The sequence below is a fragment of the Methylorubrum subtropicum genome (assembly GCF_038442325.1).
GTDB classification, from domain to species: Bacteria; Pseudomonadota; Alphaproteobacteria; order Rhizobiales; family Beijerinckiaceae; genus Methylobacterium; species Methylobacterium subtropicum.
The window spans coordinates 16,584-31,769 of record NZ_JBBXMW010000030.1 but is presented as its reverse complement, the minus strand read 5'-3'; the positions used below and the strand labels follow the sequence as shown (position 1 = coordinate 31,769).

The following is a 15,186-nucleotide window of genomic DNA, read 5'->3' as shown; positions in this document are numbered from 1 at the left end:
AGGAAACGTTTTCAGCTGCATGGCGCCCTTAGTGCCAGCGACGCGCGCCCACAGCAAGCACCGCGCCTGCACTTTTTCGCCGGGTCCGCTTGACGAATGTTGTGAAAACGTTTTCATAGGCACAACAACGCCGGAGACCAGCGAGTCGAGGGCGCGCCAGGGAGGAGAGCACGCCATGCTCGCGCCGACGCCGAACTTTTCCGCTCCCCGCACCGGCCCGCGGCTGCTCGTGCGCCTGAACGCGGCGCCCGCGAGCAAGGAGGCGGCGATCCGCGAGGCGGCTTCGCTCCTGACGGCGGCGGGCTGCATCGAGACCGCCTACGGCGCGAGCATGCTGCGCCGCGAGGGCGTGTCGAACACCTATCTCGGCCACGGCGTCGTCATCCCGCACGGCATGGTCGATGATCGGCACATGGTGCGCGAGAGCGGGCTCGCCGTGCTGCAGGTGCCCGGCGGCATCGAGTGGCACGACGGTCAGATCGCCCATCTCGTCGTCGCCATCGCGGCGCAGTCCGACACCCACATCACGGTGCTACGCCGCCTCACCCGCCTGATTCAGGACGAGGGCCGGCTGGAGCGCCTGCGCTCCACCGCGAGCGAGGCTGAGATCGCACGCGCACTCACCGAGGATTCGGCCGCCCCCGCCAGCACGGGACCTGCCACCGACCTGCGCCAGCGCTTCGACTGGACGGTGGATTACCCGACCGGCCTGCACGCCCGCCCCGCCTCCCACTGGGTCGAGACGGCCCGCTCGTGCCCGGCCCGCATCCAGGTGCGCCATGGGGACCAAGTCGCCGACGCCAAGAACCTGATCGCGCTGCTGCAACTGGGCCTGCGCTGCGGCGACGAGGTGACGATCTCGGCGGAAGGCGACGACGAGGCGGCGGCGCTCGCCAAAATCTGCGCCGCGGTGACGGGCCTCAGCGCCGGCGAGAAGGCGGCCGCCCAGCGCGCGGCAGAAGCCGCGGCCAAGGCCGCCGGGCCGGTGGCGGGCTGGAACCCCGCCGACAAGCCGAAGACGATGGCCGGCATCGGCGCGAGCCCCGGCCTCACCATCGGCCCGGTCCACGTGCTCGCCGCGGCGGAAGTGGTGGTGCCGGACGAGCCCGAGCCCCTGACCTCGGGCGCCGACCGCCTGCACCGGGCGCTCGCGACCACCGGCGATCAGCTTCGCGCGCTCGCCGACGACACCGAGCGGCGGCTGGGCAAGGCGGATGCCGGCATCTTCAAGGCGCAGGGCGAACTCATCGCCGACACCGACCTGATCACGCTGGCCTGCCAGCTCATGGTCGAGGGCCACGGCGTGGCCTTCGCCTGGAACGCCGCCGTCGAGCGGATGGCGGGCCGGCTCTCGGCGCTCGGCAACCCGGTGCTCGCCGCCCGCGCCGCCGACCTGCGCGACGTCGGCCGCCGGGTGCTGGCGCAGATCGATCCGGCCTTGAAGAGCGGCCACGATCTGCCGGACGTGCCCTGCATCCTGATCGCCCCCGATCTCGCCCCCTCCGACACCGCCGGGCTCGACCCCACCCGCGTCATCGGGCTCGCCACCGCGCAGGGCGGGCCGACCTCGCACACCGCGATCCTGGCCCGGACGCTGGGCATCCCGGCGATGGTCGCGGGCGGGCCCGGCCTCTTGGGTGTCGAGAACCACACCCGCGCGATCCTCGACGGGACGACGGGCCGCCTCTACCTCGACCCCAGCGAGGCCGACATCGCCTCCGCCGAGAGCTGGCGCGCCCGGCAGCAGAGCCAAGCGGAAGCTGAGGCGCGGGAGCGGGCGCAGCCGGCGCAGACCCGCGACGGTCACCGCATCGCGGTCGGCGGCAACGTCAACAACCCGGATCAGGTGCCCCTCGCCCTCGACCAGGGCGCCGAGGGCGTCGGCCTGATGCGCACCGAGTTCCTGTTTCTGGAACGCGGCGACACGCCGAGCGAGGACGACCAGGTCGAGACCTATTCGGCGATGCTGAAGGCGCTCGGCGGGCGCCCGCTGATCGTGCGGACGCTCGACATCGGCGGCGACAAGCAGGTCGCCCACCTCCACCTGCCGCGGGAGGAAAACCCCTTCCTCGGCGTGCGCGGCGCCCGCCTGCTCTTGCGCCGGCCCGACCTGATGGAGCCGCAGCTGCGCGCCCTCTACCGCGCGGCCAAGGACCATGTCCCCGCGGACGCCCCCAAGGGCAAGGAGGCCCCGCTCTCGATCATGATGCCGATGATCACCTCGGTCCCCGAGGTGATCCGGCTGCGCGAAATCTGCGAAAGAATTCGAAAAGAGATCGGCGCCCCGGAGGTGCCGCTCGGCATCATGATCGAGGTGCCGGCCGCCGCGATCCAGGCCGACGCGATGGCCCGCCACTGTGACTTCTTCTCCATCGGCACCAACGACCTGACGCAATACGCGCTCGCCATCGACCGCCAGAACACCGACCTCGCGCCGGAAGCCGATTCGCTCCATCCGGCGGTGCTGCGGCTGATCCACATGACCTGCGAGGGCGCCGCGCGCCACGGGCGCTTCGTCGGCGTCTGCGGCGGCATCGCGGGCGATCCGTTCGGGGCCTGCCTGCTCGCGGGCCTCGGCGTCGACGAGCTGTCGATGACGCCCCGCGACCTGCCCGGCGTGAAGGCGCGGCTACGCGCCTCCGACATGGCCGAGCTGAAGGCCCTGGCGCTCCGCGCCTGCGAGCAGGAGGACGCGGCCTCGGTGCGCGCCCTCGACACCACCGTCGCGACGGGAGCCTGAGCGATGATCGCCACCCTCACCCTCAACCCGGCGATCGACCAGACCGTGACACTCGACGCGCTGAACCCCGGCTCGGTCCACCGCGCCCGCTCGGTCTGGTCGGATGCCGGCGGCAAGGGCGTCAACGTCGCCTGCTGCCTCGCCGATTGGGGTCTCCCGGTCTCCGCCACCGGCGTGCTCGGCCAGGACAACGCTGCCCCCTTCGAGCAGGTGCTCGCGGCCAAAGGCATCGACGACCGCTTCGTCTGGATCCCGGGGCAGACCCGCACCAATCTCAAGCTCTTGGACGCCGGCACGGCTGAGACCACCGACATCAACCTGCCCGGCCTCGAGTTCGGGCCGTCGACGCTGGAGGCGGTGCGCGCCGTCCTCTCCGAACTGGCGCAGGACGGCAGCCTCGTGGTGCTGGCGGGTAGCCTGCCGCGCTCAGCTCCCCCCGACACCTACGCCCGGCTGACGGGGGAGCTGCGCGCCCGCGGCGCCCGCGTGGTGCTCGACGCCTCCGGGCCGGCCCTGGCCGCAGCGCTCGCCGCCGGCCCCGGCGCCCTGCCCCAAGCGATCAAGCCCAACCGCCACGAGCTAGAGGAATGGGCCGGCCAGTCGCTGACCGACCCCGCCGCCCTGCTCGACGCCGCCCGCCGCTTGCAGGCGTCGGGGATCGCGCTGGTCTGCGTCTCGCTCGGCGAAGACGGGGCGCTGTTCGTCTCAGGGGACGGCGCGCTGCGGGCCCTGCCGCCCGCGACCGAGATCGCGAGCACCGTCGGCGCGGGCGACGCGCTGGTCGCCGGCCTCGTCGCCGGCCTGCACGACGGCCTGCCGCTCCCCGACCTCGCCCGCCGGGCCCTGGCCTTCGCGGCGGGCAAGCTCAGCCGCACGGGGGCGAACCTGCCGGGGCGGGAGGCGGTGGAAGCCATCGCCCAGAGCATCCGCGTGGAATCGCTGACCTAAAAAACCCTCCCCCCACGGATATCGGGCTTGCCCGATATCCGCATCCAAGGTGCCCAAGTCGGGCAAGCCCGACTTGGGTTGGGGGGAGGGTGCCCGCGGAGCGGGCGGGAGAGGGGAACCACGGTTCCGGAGATTTCGCGTCGAACGCGGCCAAGCAGAACCGTCGCTCCCCTCTCCCGACCCCCTTCGGGGGCCACCCTCCCTCGCAGAGGGGGGAGGGGGACGCGGCGGCACCCGAACAGCCCGAACAACAACCCATTTCACAGGAGGAACCCATGGCACAGCTCCTGGCGGTGGTGGGAGGCGGTGACCTCTCGACCCACGCCGTCCTCGCGGCCGAGGCCCTGCGCAAGGCGGCCGGGCGGCGCAACGCGGCGCTCGCCCTCGAAATCCGTGGCAAGGGCGGCGGCAACCCGATCCCCGAGGCGGCCATCCGCGAGGCGAAGGCCGTACTCCTCGTCGGCGAGGGCGATCTCGGCGAGGGCCGATTCGGCGCGCTGACCCGCGCGCGCGCGGCCATCGACGACGTGCTCACCGACGTGAACGCCGTGCTCGACCGGCTGCTCGCCGGCACCGCCAGCGCCCCGGCCGCCGCTTCCGCGAGCGCGATACCAACTCCCAAAAGAATCGTGGCGATCACGTCCTGCCCCACCGGCATCGCCCACACCTTCATGGCGGCGGAGGGTCTGCAGGCCTCGGCGCAGGCGCTCGGCCACGACATCCGCGTCGAGACGCAAGGGTCGGTCGGCGCCCGCGACGCCCTGACCGCAGTTGAGATCGCGGCGGCCGACGTGGTGATCATCGCCGCCGACACCGGGGTGGACCGCGCGCGCTTTGCCGGAAAACGGCTCTACGCCACCAACACCAAGGCGGCGATCCGCGACGGCAAGGGTTTGATCGCCACCGCGCTCGCCGAGGCGCAGCTTCAGGCCGCGGGCACGACCGACGCGAAGGCGGACGGCCCCGCCCGCCCGGCGGCGGCGGAGAAGAAGGCCGGCGCCTACAAGCACCTGATGACCGGCGTGTCGTTCATGCTGCCCTTCGTGGTGGCGGGCGGGCTGCTGATCGCGCTGGCCTTCGCGTTCGGCGGCATCGACGCGATGAAGCCGGAGAATGCCGGCACGCTCGGCTTCGCGCTGGGCGAGATCGGCGCCAAGGCGGCCTTCGCGCTGATCGTCCCGGCGCTCGCCGGCTACATCGCCTATTCCATCGCCGACCGCCCCGGCATCGCGCCGGGCATGATCGGCGGCATGCTCGCCGCCAACCTCCAGGCCGGCTTTCTCGGCGGCATCGCCGCGGGTTTCATCGCCGGCTACGTCACCGCCTTCCTCAACCGGCACATCCGCCTGCACCGCAATCTGGAGGGGCTCAAGCCCGTCCTGATCCTGCCACTTCTCGCGACCACCATCACCGGCCTGCTCATGGTCTACGTCGTCGGCGTGCCGGTGGCGGCCGTGCTCGCCGCGCTCACCGACTGGCTCAAGGGGATGCAGGGCGCGAGCGCGCTGGTGCTCGGCCTCGTCCTCGGCGGCATGATGGCGGTCGATATGGGCGGGCCGATCAACAAGGCCGCCTACGCCTCCGCCGCGGCTTTGCTCTCGTCGGGCGTCGACGCCCCGATGGCCGCGGTGATGCTCGGCGGCATGACGCCCCCGCTCGGCATCGCGCTGGCCACCCGCCTGTTTCCCAATCGCTTCTCGAAGCCCGAGCGCGAGGCCGGCGGCGCGGCCGCCGTGCTCGGCGCGGCCTTCATCACGGAAGGCGCGATCCCCTTCGCGGCGGCCGATCCGTTGCGGGTGATCCCCTCCATGGTGGCGGGCTCGGCGGTGGCCGGCGCCCTCGCGCTCACCTCCGGCGTGACCCTCAAGGTGCCCCATGGCGGCCTGTTCGTCCTGCCGATCCCGAACGCCGTGACGAACCTGCCCGGCGCGCTGATCGCGCTGGTCGCCGGCACCGTGGTGACGGGGCTGCTGGTCGGGCTGCTGAAGAAGCGAGCGAGCTGAACGCCCTCTCCTCCCCCTTGCGGGGAGGAGCCGGAGGTGGGGGTGGTTCAGGAGGAACCGCAGCGGTGCCTTCTGAACCACCCCCACCCCTAACCCCTCCCCGCAAGGGGGAGGGGAATGCCGCTCAACCCTGATGCGGCATCCGGGCCACGCCCGCCGGCAAAATCAACATAGGTTGAAAAAACCGGCGAATACTTCTTTCCCGAAGTCCATCGCCAGGCAAAATTCGAGCATCCGGCGCAGATCGGAAGCTCCATCGAGCTAAATTCAAGAAATCGTTTACACCGGGGGACGATATGAAGGCGGTCGCAGTAGCAGGGGCGATGCTCGGCCTGTGCATGGTGCTTGGCACGCAGGCTCACGCACAGAATGCACCGCCCGAACCGGGCCTCGCGCCGCCAGTAGTCGCTGCGGCGCCCGCCGCGATCCGGCGCCCGGTGGTTCGCCGCGTCGTCCGCCGGGCCCCGTCGCGAAGAATCTTCGGCAACGACGGCACCGCCGCGGCGGCGGCCGACGTGCTCGGCCAGAGCGCCACGCCGCCGACCCTGCCGCCGGGTACGTTCGATCTCGGCAACGGCCTGACCTTCCTGGCGAACTACACGGGCCAAGCCGCGGGCAACCCCGTCGGCGGCATCCGCCAGGGCACGGCCTATGCCGGCCAGTTGTTCTTCGGCATCGACGCCGACCTCAACCGGCTCGCCGGGATCGCGGGCGGCTCGGTCCACGTCGCGGTCACCAACCGCCACGGCCGTTCGCTCTCGCAGGACCTGATCGGCAACAACACCAGCGTGCAGGAAATCTACGGCGGCGGCCAGACCACCCGGCTCACGCTGCTGTCGTACCAGCAGAAGCTGTTCGACAACCGCCTCGACATCGAGGTCGGGCGCTTGGTCGCCAACATCGCCTTCCTCAATTCGCCGATCTACTGCAATTTTCAGACGAACTCGGCCTGCGGCAACCCGACCTTCGTGTTCAAGACCTCGAACTTCACCTTCTGGCCGGTGGCGAGCTGGGGCGGGCATGCCAAGGCGTGGCTCACCGACAAGGTGTTCTTCCATGCCGGAATCTACGAGGTGAACCCGCTGCACCAGCAGCCCGGCGACAACGGCCTCGATTTCTCGACCAAGGGCGCGACCGGCGCGATCCTGCCGTTCGAACTCGGCTACTCCACCACGTTCGCCAACGACACGCTGCCGCGCAACTACGGCATCGGCGGCTGGGTCGATCGCTCGGATTACGCGGACCCGGTGCGTGACGTGGCGGGCGGTCGCGCGGTGCTGACCGGGCTCGATCCGCGCACCCGGTTCGGGCGATCCGGCGTCTACGCCCGCTTCGACCAGATGGTGTGGCGCCCCGACCCGACGGCGATCCAGGGCCTGACCCTGTTCGGCGTCGCCATGACCGGCACCGGCGGCCGTCTCATCGAGGATTATTTTCTGGAGATCGGCGCGCTCCAGACCGGCACCTTCGCAGGCCGGCCCTACGACACGGTCGGCTTCGTCATCAACACGCAGAAATTCTCGCCGCTGGCGCTGTCGAGCATCTATGCGGCGCAGGCCTCGCTCGGCATCGACCGCAAGATTCCCGAGCATCAGATCATGATGGAGCTGAACTACGGCATCCAGGTCTCGCCCGCGATCCGGCTGACGCCGAACCTGCAATACATCGTCAACCCGGACCAGACCCGGTTCCCCTACCGCACCAAGAACATCCCCGACGCGTTCGTGATCGGCGCCAAGCTCTCGGTCGATCTGTTCACGCTGGCCGGCCTCGGCCGTGGGCCGGGGAGCCCGTGAGAACTGAAGCCTTCAGCGCAATCCGGCCGATCCACCCTACCCCCTCATCCTGAGGCGCGGAGCGAAGCGTAGCCTCGAAGGAGGGCTCCAGCTTGCGCGCGATCCCTGGAGCCCTCCTTCGAGGCCCGCTTTCGCGGGCACCTCAGGATGAGGGCGTGGAGTGAGATGCGCCAGGTAGATCCAGCCGCCGGATGGACGTGACGGCCCCGAAGCTCTTCTCGGCGATCCGTGCCACCGCCACCGCCAGCGGCTCGACAGCGACCGCCATATGATGACCGTTGGCGTGGATGAGCCGATCCGCGTCGAGCATCATCCCGACATGGCCCTTCCAGAACACGAGGTCGCCGCGGCGCAGACCGTCGAGGCCGGGGGGGAGCGCGGTGCCGAGCGCCCGCTCCTGCTGGTCGGCGTCGCGCGGGCAGGCGAGCCCCGCGCGCTCCAGGCAGAGCTGGACGAGACCGGAGCAGTCGAGCCCGAGGCTGGTGCGCCCGCCCCAGAGATAGGGGGTGCCGACGAGCCGCTCGGCGACGGTCGCCGCGTCCGGCTCGGCGTGGTCCAGCGGCACCGCGTGGTCGGCGAAGACGTAGCCGCCGCCCGAGAGGCGCCAGTACTCGCCCTCGCGATCCTCGGCCGCGAAGGCGGCGCCGAGGCTCAAGTGTGCGACGTGCGGGCGCTTCAGGTCGGGGGCGGGGTAGACGAAGGTGCGCAAAGCCGCGACGCGGTGGGTCGGGGCCGGGTCGGCGGGGCCGAGGGCGGCTTCAGGCAGGTAGCCGACATAGCCGTCGCGGGCGATCTGGGCGAAGGCGAAGTCTTGGCTCACGTCGTAGACCGTCACGGCGTCGCCCATCACGGCTTCCGTGTCGAGCCCGGCCTGCGGCTCCGGCCGGCGGCGCAAGGGGGCGGAGGGCACGGCGATCCGCGCGGGCCGGCCCTCGACGAAGCGCGCCGCTTCGACCTGCCCCCGCAGGCGGATGTCGGCGAGGTCGGGCCGGGCGGGGGTGAGGCGGGGGTCGAGCGTCATCGCTCCGGTTGACCCCACGATCCGGGCGGGATTTCGGCATCCGCCCCCATGAGACGCCGCGCTTGCCGCTCTGCGGCATATCGACCGGAAGCGCGCGATGTCCGGCCTGTGCATCGAATGTGCTGGCGCACGGCGACACTCGGCGCGCATCCTGCATGCCTCGCAGCCGGAGCGTCCGCCGGGCAGCCATGCGGCCGGCGGACCGTCACGCCCGAGCTTGTTGCAATGCACAAACCGAGCGGACCGTCCTAAGATCGGCGCATGAACACCGCGAGTCGTGCCGTGAAGAAGACGCCCAAGAGCTTCCAGGACCTGCCGCCGATCCGGGTGCGCCGCGAGCCGCCGACGGTGGCCGAGGCGGTCGCCGCCGCGCAGGACCTGACCGACGACATCGAGCAGCAGGTCGAGATCGCCGCCGGGCTGATCGGGCTGCCCTCCGACGAGGTGCGCCCGCACGTGGTCGCCGCCGCCAAGGCCGCTGCCGCGCGCCCGGCGCGGATGCCGGAGCGCGTCGAGCAGCGGATCATGGCACCCGTGAGCCCCAACCGCGCTCCGCCCCGCGCGGTCATCGTCGAGCGCCGCAGCCGCCCAGCCGTGGTGGTCGAGCGCCGCGGACGCCCGCTCGAACCGCGGCGCTGACGGCCGCTTCCATCCCATCCAAATCCCTCATCCTGAGGTGCTGCGCTTCGCTCCGCACCTCAGGATGAGGGGGTTGGGTGGGAAACTCCCTGCGCCCCCGTGAATCAGGCGTGGGTCCATGTCGCCGCCGCCCTTCCCAAACCCGGGCGGCCGGGTGTAGACGCAGGGCTTAACGATCATCCATGACGCCCGATCCCCTCGGGCGCCCCTCGAAGGAGGCGGCGCGCGGGGGTGCGAGCGCGCGCGAAAGGTTGAAAAGGCGCTCCATGCCGAAACGCACCGACATCTCCTCCATCCTCATCATCGGTGCGGGGCCGATCATCATCGGGCAGGCCTGCGAGTTCGACTATTCCGGTACCCAGGCCTGCAAGGCGCTCCGCGAGGAGGGCTACCGGATCGTCCTGGTGAACTCGAACCCGGCGACGATCATGACCGACCCGGAGATGGCCGACGCCACCTATGTCGAGCCGATCACCCCGGAGGTCGTGGCCAAGATCATCGAGAAGGAGCGGCCCGACGCGCTGCTGCCCACGATGGGCGGCCAGACCGCGCTGAACTGCGCCCTCTCGCTCAAGCGCATGGGCGTGCTGGAAAAGTTCGGCGTGCAGATGATCGGCGCCACGGCCGAGGCCATCGACAAGGCCGAGGACCGCAACCTCTTCCGCGACGCGATGACGAAGATCGGCCTTGAGACGCCGAAATCGGAACTCGCCAACGCGTCGGCCGCCAAGAAGGCGGACCGCGAAAAGTACCTCGCCGAGAAGGCCCGCATCGAGGCCGCCAACGCCGAGCCCGCCGCCCGCGAGGCCGCGCTCGCCGAGTTCGAGCGCGCCTGGGCCGGGGCCGAGGGCGACCGGCGCCGCCGCTACATCGAGCACGCGCTGGGTCAGGCGCTCATCGCGCTCGCCGAAGTCGGCCTGCCGGCGATCATCCGGCCGTCCTTCACCATGGGCGGCACGGGCGGCGGCATCGCCTACAACCGCGAGGAATTCCTGGAGATCGTCGAGCGCGGCATCGACGCCTCGCCGACCAACGAGGTGCTGATCGAGGAGAGCGTGCTTGGCTGGAAGGAGTACGAGATGGAGGTCGTCCGCGATAAGGCGGACAACTGCATCATCGTCTGCTCCATCGAGAACGTCGATCCGATGGGCGTCCACACCGGCGATTCGATCACGGTGGCGCCCGCGCTGACGCTGACCGACAAGGAATATCAGGTGATGCGCGACGCATCGCTGGCGGTTCTGCGCGAGATCGGCGTCGAGACCGGCGGCTCGAACGTGCAGTTCGCCATCGACCCGGCCACCGGCCGGATGATCGTCATCGAGATGAACCCGCGCGTCTCGCGCTCCTCGGCGCTGGCCTCGAAAGCGACCGGCTTCCCGATCGCCAAGGTCGCGGCCAAGCTAGCCGTCGGCTACACCCTCGACGAGATCGCCAACGACATCACCGGCGGGGCGACCCCGGCCTCGTTCGAGCCGACGATCGACTACGTCGTCACCAAGATCCCCCGCTTCGCCTTCGAGAAATTCCCCGGCGCGGAGCCGACGCTGACCACCGCGATGAAGTCGGTCGGCGAGGCCATGGCCATCGGTCGCTGCTTCGCGGAATCGCTGCAGAAGGCGCTGCGCTCGCTGGAGACGGGGCTCACCGGCCTCGACGACATCGAGATCGAGGGCCTGGGCAAGGGCGACGACCACAACGCGATCAAGGCCGCGCTCGGCACGCCGACGCCGGACCGCCTGCTCAAGGTCGCCCAGGCGATGCGCCTCGGGGTCGGCCACGAGGAGATTCACGCCTCCTGCAAGATCGATCCGTGGTTCCTCGAACAGCTTCAGGCCATCGTCGATCTGGAGAACCGGGTGAAGGCCCACGGCCTGCCCAAGACCCCCGGCGCCTTCCGCCAGCTCAAGGCCGCGGGCTTCTCCGACGCGCGGCTCGCCGTGCTCGCCGACACCGACGAGGACGCGGTGCGCACCGCCCGCCGGGGCCTCGGAGTGCGGCCGGTGTTCAAGCGGATCGACACCTGCGCCGCCGAGTTCAAGGCGCCGACCGCCTATATGTACTCGACCTACGTCGCCCCCTTCGCCGGCACGGTCGCGGACGAGGCGTACCCGTCGGACAAGAAGAAAGTCATCATTCTGGGCGGCGGCCCGAACCGGATCGGCCAGGGCATCGAGTTCGACTATTGCTGCTGCCACGCCTGCTTCGCGCTGACGGAAGCCGGCTACGAGACCATCATGGTCAACTGCAACCCGGAGACGGTCTCGACCGACTACGACACCTCCGACCGACTGTATTTCGAGCCGCTGACCGCGGAGGACGTGCTGGAGATCGTCGAGACCGAGCGGCAGGCGGGCACGCTCCACGGCGTGATCGTGCAGTTCGGCGGCCAGACCCCGCTCAAGCTCGCCCGCGCGCTGGAGGCGGCCGGCGTGCCGATCCTCGGCACCTCGCCCGACGCCATCGACCTCGCCGAGGACCGCGACCAGTTCAAGCGCCTGCTGGACAAGCTCGGCCTCAAGCAGCCCAAGAACGGCATCGCCTACTCGGTCGAGCAGAGCCGGCTGGTGGCGGCCGAACTGGGGCTCCCCTTCGTGGTGCGGCCTTCCTACGTGCTGGGCGGGCGCGCCATGGCGATCATCCGCGACGAGGCGCAGTTCGCCGAGTACCTGCTCGGCACCCTGCCGAGCCTGATCCCGTCCGACATCAAGACGCGCTACCCCAACGACAAGACGGGGCAGATCAACACGGTGCTGGGCAAGAACCCGCTGCTGTTCGACCGCTACCTGTCGGACGCGACCGAGGTCGATGTCGATGCGGTCTGCGACGGGCAGTCGGTGTTCATCGCCGGCATCATGGAGCACATCGAGGAGGCGGGCATCCATTCGGGCGATTCCGCCTGCTCGCTGCCCCCGCGCACGCTCTCGCCGGAGCTGATCGAGGAACTGGAGCGCCAGACCAAGGCGATGGCGCTGGCCCTCAAGGTCGGCGGCCTGATGAACGTGCAGTACGCGATCAAGGACGGCGCGATCTACGTGCTGGAGGTGAACCCGCGCGCCTCGCGCACCGTGCCTTTTGTGGCCAAGGTGATCGGCGAGCCCATCGCCAAGATCGCGGCCCGGATCATGGCGGGCGAGCGCCTCGACAGCTTCGGCCTCAAGCCGAAGAAGCTCGACCACATCGCGGTCAAGGAAGCGGTGTTCCCCTTCGCCCGCTTCCCCGGCGTGGACGTGCTGCTCGGGCCGGAGATGCGCTCGACCGGCGAGGTGATCGGGCTGGATGCCGGCTTCGGCGTGGCCTTCGCCAAGAGCCAGCTCGGCTCCGGCACCGCGGTGCCGCGCACCGGCACGGTGTTCATCTCGGTGCGCGACGACGACAAGCCGCGGGTGCTGCCGACCATCCGGCTCCTGTCGGAACTCGGCTTCTCGATCCTGGCGACCGGGGGCACGCAGCGGTATCTGGCCGACGAGGGCATCCCCACGGGCCGCATCAACAAGGTGCTGGAGGGCCGGCCCCACATCGTCGATGCGATCAAGAACGGTGAGATCGCGCTCGTCATCAACACCACCGAGGGGGCGGGCGCCCTGTCCGACTCGCGCTCGCTCCGGCGGGCGGCCCTCTTGCATAAAGTGCCGTACTACACCACTCTGGCCGGCGCGATGGCGGCCGCGGAGGGCATCAGAGCCTATCTCGAAGGCGATCTTCGGGTGCGGGCCTTGCAGGAATACTTCGCGGCCTAAATACCTCCGGCGCGCGAGGTGCCCGGCGGACAGGGCGCCTCGCGGCCAGAACAGCCAGCCGATTTCCGGCCCGGAAGGAGTTCACGCTCCCGCCGGGCCTCTTCATTGTGGCGCGAGACCATGAGCATCGACAAGGTTCCGATTACGATCCGTGGCTACGCGGCTCTCGAGGAGGAGCTGAAGCACCGCCAGCAGGTGGAGCGGCAGCGCATCATCCAGGCGATCTCCGAGGCCCGGGCGCTCGGCGACCTGTCCGAGAACGCCGAGTACCATGCCGCCAAGGAGGCCCAGTCCCACAACGAGGGCCGGGTGCTCGAACTGGAGAGCATGATCGCGCGGGCCGAGGTCATCGACACCGCGAAGCTGTCGGGCGCCAAGATCAAGTTCGGCGCGCGCGTCAAACTCCTCGACGAGGACACCGAGGAGGAGAAGACCTACCAGATCGTCGGCGAGCCCGAGGCGGACGTGCGCGAGGGCCGCGTCTCGATCTCCTCGCCGATCGCCCGCGCGCTGATCGGCAAGGGCGTCGGCGACACCGTCGAGGTGACGACGCCGGGCGGCGGCAAGTCCTACGAGGTCGTCGCCGTCGAGTGGGGCGCCTGACACCCATGAAAACCCTCCTGCGCATCCCCGGTCTCGCGGCCCTGATGGGCCTCGCCCTCATCGCGGGGCCGGCCGTCGCGCAGGATTTCGGCCGTCTCGGCGGCGTCTCCGTCGATGTGCGCCCGCTCGCGGCGCAAGGCGGCGGCTTGCAGACGGAGGCGTTGCGCGCCGACCTGACCGCGGCGCTCCGACAGGCCTTCGGCGACCGGATCGTGCGCGGCGCCCCGACCCTGGTAGTGCGGGTGAGCGGCCTCTCGCTCAACCCCTATGCCGGGGCGCAGGGTGCGAGCCGCGGCAGCTTGGGCGGCGGCGGCGTGACCGACTATCTCGACGGCGAGGCGCTGCTGGTCGGCCGCGACGGCGCGATCCTGGCCCGCCATCCCCAGCTCTCGGCCCTGCCGGCGAGTTCGGGGGGCGCGTGGTACGATCCGGCCTCCGAGCGGCGCCGGGTGGCGGCGCTGGCCGAGCATTACGCGGCGTGGCTGCGCCGCCAACTCCCGGCTCAGTAAGCCGGACATCGGTTCTTGAGGACGTGCGTGGCGTGAGCGGGAGCGTGGCGGGGGACGGATCTGTGCCGCCCGAGATCGGGCGCGCCCGCGCCTGGATCGTGACCGACGGCAAGGCCGGCGACGAGAACCAGTGCATCGGCGTCGGCCAAGCGCTCGGCCTCGACGCCGAGATCCGGCGCATCCCCCGCGGCCGCCCCCTGACCTGGACCGCGCCCTGGGGCCCGATCGACCCGCGCGACGCGCCGGGCCGCACCGGCGGTCTGCTCGAAGGGTCGCTGCCCGACATCCTGATCGCCTCGGGCCGGCGCGCCGTGCCCTATCTGCGGGCGGTGCGGCGCGCCTCGCAGGGGCGCACCTTCACGGCCTTCCTCAAGGACCCGCGCACGGGGCACGACACCGCCGACTTCATCTGGGTGCCCGACTACGACGATCTGCGCGGCCCCAACGTGTTCACGACGCTGACCGCCCCGCACCCGGTCTCCCGCGCCCGCCTCGACGCCGCCCGCGCCCAGCCCGACCCGCGGCTCGCCGTCCTGCCCTGGCCGCGCATCGCCGTGCTGATCGGCGGCGACAGCCGGCACCTGAGCTACCGCAAGTCCGACACCCGCCGCCTCGTGCGCGACCTCACCAAGCTCGCCGACGGCGGCTGCACCCTGATGATGACAGTCTCGCGCCGCACGCCGCCCGAACTCAGCGCCGCGCTGGCCGACCTGATCCGCCGCAAGGGCGGCTTCCTCTGGGACGGCACGGGGGCGAACCCCTATGTCGGCATGCTGGCGATCGCCGACCACATCGTCGTCACCTCGGATTCGGCCAACATGGTCGGCGAGGCGGCGAGCACCGGCGTGCCCCTCCTGCTGTTCGATCTGCCGCGTACCTATATCCGGCATCGGCGGATGTTCGCCGGGCTCGCCATGGCGGGCGCGCTCAAACCCTTCATCGGCCGGCTGGAGGCGCTGCGCTACGCACCGATCGACGCGACCCCGGAGATCGCCGAGGCGATGGCCAAGGCCTACGCGGCGCACCGCGAGCGGCTCGATCCGGCCCGGAAAGCCGCGCCGAAGGCGACCGTGGCAAAGGGCTCGTTCTAGGCCGAGTGCTTCGCGGCGGCCGCGACTTCGGAAAGATCATCTTATGCGCGCCGTGGCAGAGTGCGCGCGAATCGACAGGACGACGGCGCCCCGCGG

The 15,186-nt window shown here is 70.9% G+C and carries 10 protein-coding genes; 9 read left to right on the top strand and 1 reads right to left on the bottom strand.

Going from position 1 to position 15,186, the window contains the following annotated elements:
• Nucleotides 1–175: 175 nt before the first annotated feature.
• The 4 genes from ptsP (at nucleotide 176) to AAHG03_RS25075 (ending at nucleotide 7,487) form a co-directional block, all read left to right on the top strand.
• A complete protein-coding gene (gene ptsP / locus AAHG03_RS25090) occupies nucleotides 176–2,740 on the top strand; it encodes a phosphoenolpyruvate--protein phosphotransferase (RefSeq protein ID WP_342154195.1) in 2,565 nt (854 codons plus the stop codon).
• Between the two features lie 3 nt (nucleotides 2,741–2,743).
• Nucleotides 2,744–3,688: a 1-phosphofructokinase gene (pfkB, locus tag AAHG03_RS25085; RefSeq protein WP_342154193.1), complete on the top strand. Its 945-nt coding sequence runs from the start codon at nucleotides 2,744–2,746 to the stop codon at nucleotides 3,686–3,688.
• 275 nt (nucleotides 3,689–3,963) lie between these two features.
• Entirely contained in the window at nucleotides 3,964–5,691 is a 1,728-nt protein-coding gene (locus AAHG03_RS25080) for a fructose-specific PTS transporter subunit EIIC (protein WP_342154192.1), read from the top strand.
• Between the two features lie 296 nt (nucleotides 5,692–5,987).
• Nucleotides 5,988–7,487: a carbohydrate porin gene (locus AAHG03_RS25075; protein ID WP_342154190.1), complete on the top strand. Its 1,500-nt coding sequence runs from the start codon at nucleotides 5,988–5,990 to the stop codon at nucleotides 7,485–7,487.
• 142 nt (nucleotides 7,488–7,629) lie between these two features.
• Here the strand turns inward: AAHG03_RS25075 and AAHG03_RS25070 are convergent, their stop codons facing one another.
• Nucleotides 7,630–8,508: a C40 family peptidase gene (locus AAHG03_RS25070; protein ID WP_342154188.1), complete on the bottom strand. Its 879-nt coding sequence runs from the start codon at nucleotides 8,506–8,508 to the stop codon at nucleotides 7,630–7,632.
• Nucleotides 8,509–8,769: 261 nt separating this feature from the next.
• Between AAHG03_RS25070 and AAHG03_RS25065 the strand changes: the two genes are divergently transcribed.
• From AAHG03_RS25065 to AAHG03_RS25045, 5 genes are all read left to right on the top strand, one after another.
• Nucleotides 8,770–9,147: a hypothetical protein gene (locus tag AAHG03_RS25065; RefSeq protein ID WP_342154186.1), complete on the top strand. Its 378-nt coding sequence runs from the start codon at nucleotides 8,770–8,772 to the stop codon at nucleotides 9,145–9,147.
• A 266-nt stretch (nucleotides 9,148–9,413) separates the two neighbouring features.
• Nucleotides 9,414–12,887: a carbamoyl-phosphate synthase large subunit gene (carB, locus tag AAHG03_RS25060; RefSeq protein WP_342154184.1), complete on the top strand. Its 3,474-nt coding sequence runs from the start codon at nucleotides 9,414–9,416 to the stop codon at nucleotides 12,885–12,887.
• A 126-nt stretch (nucleotides 12,888–13,013) separates the two neighbouring features.
• Nucleotides 13,014–13,490, top strand: coding sequence for a transcription elongation factor GreA (gene greA, locus AAHG03_RS25055; RefSeq protein WP_342154211.1), 477 nt, complete (start codon nucleotides 13,014–13,016; stop codon nucleotides 13,488–13,490).
• Between the two features lie 17 nt (nucleotides 13,491–13,507).
• Nucleotides 13,508–13,999: a hypothetical protein gene (locus tag AAHG03_RS25050; protein WP_342154209.1), complete on the top strand. Its 492-nt coding sequence runs from the start codon at nucleotides 13,508–13,510 to the stop codon at nucleotides 13,997–13,999.
• A gap of 32 nt (nucleotides 14,000–14,031) precedes the next feature.
• A complete protein-coding gene (locus tag AAHG03_RS25045; RefSeq protein ID WP_342154181.1) occupies nucleotides 14,032–15,090 on the top strand; it encodes a mitochondrial fission ELM1 family protein in 1,059 nt (352 codons plus the stop codon).
• The last annotated feature ends 96 nt before the right edge of the window (nucleotides 15,091–15,186 follow it).

Bases quoted from the DNA above. Each gene is read 5' to 3' on its own strand.
- ptsP (WP_342154195.1), top strand. From the start codon at position 176: ATGCTCGCGCCGACGCCGAACTTTTCCGCTCCCCGCACCGGCCCGCGG.
- pfkB (WP_342154193.1), top strand. From the start codon at position 2,744: ATGATCGCCACCCTCACCCTCAACCCGGCGATCGACCAGACCGTGACA.
- AAHG03_RS25080 (WP_342154192.1), top strand. From the start codon at position 3,964: ATGGCACAGCTCCTGGCGGTGGTGGGAGGCGGTGACCTCTCGACCCAC.
- AAHG03_RS25075 (WP_342154190.1), top strand. From the start codon at position 5,988: ATGAAGGCGGTCGCAGTAGCAGGGGCGATGCTCGGCCTGTGCATGGTG.
- AAHG03_RS25070 (WP_342154188.1), bottom strand. From the start codon at position 8,508: ATGACGCTCGACCCCCGCCTCACCCCCGCCCGGCCCGACCTCGCCGAC.
- AAHG03_RS25065 (WP_342154186.1), top strand. From the start codon at position 8,770: ATGAACACCGCGAGTCGTGCCGTGAAGAAGACGCCCAAGAGCTTCCAG.
- carB (WP_342154184.1), top strand. From the start codon at position 9,414: ATGCCGAAACGCACCGACATCTCCTCCATCCTCATCATCGGTGCGGGG.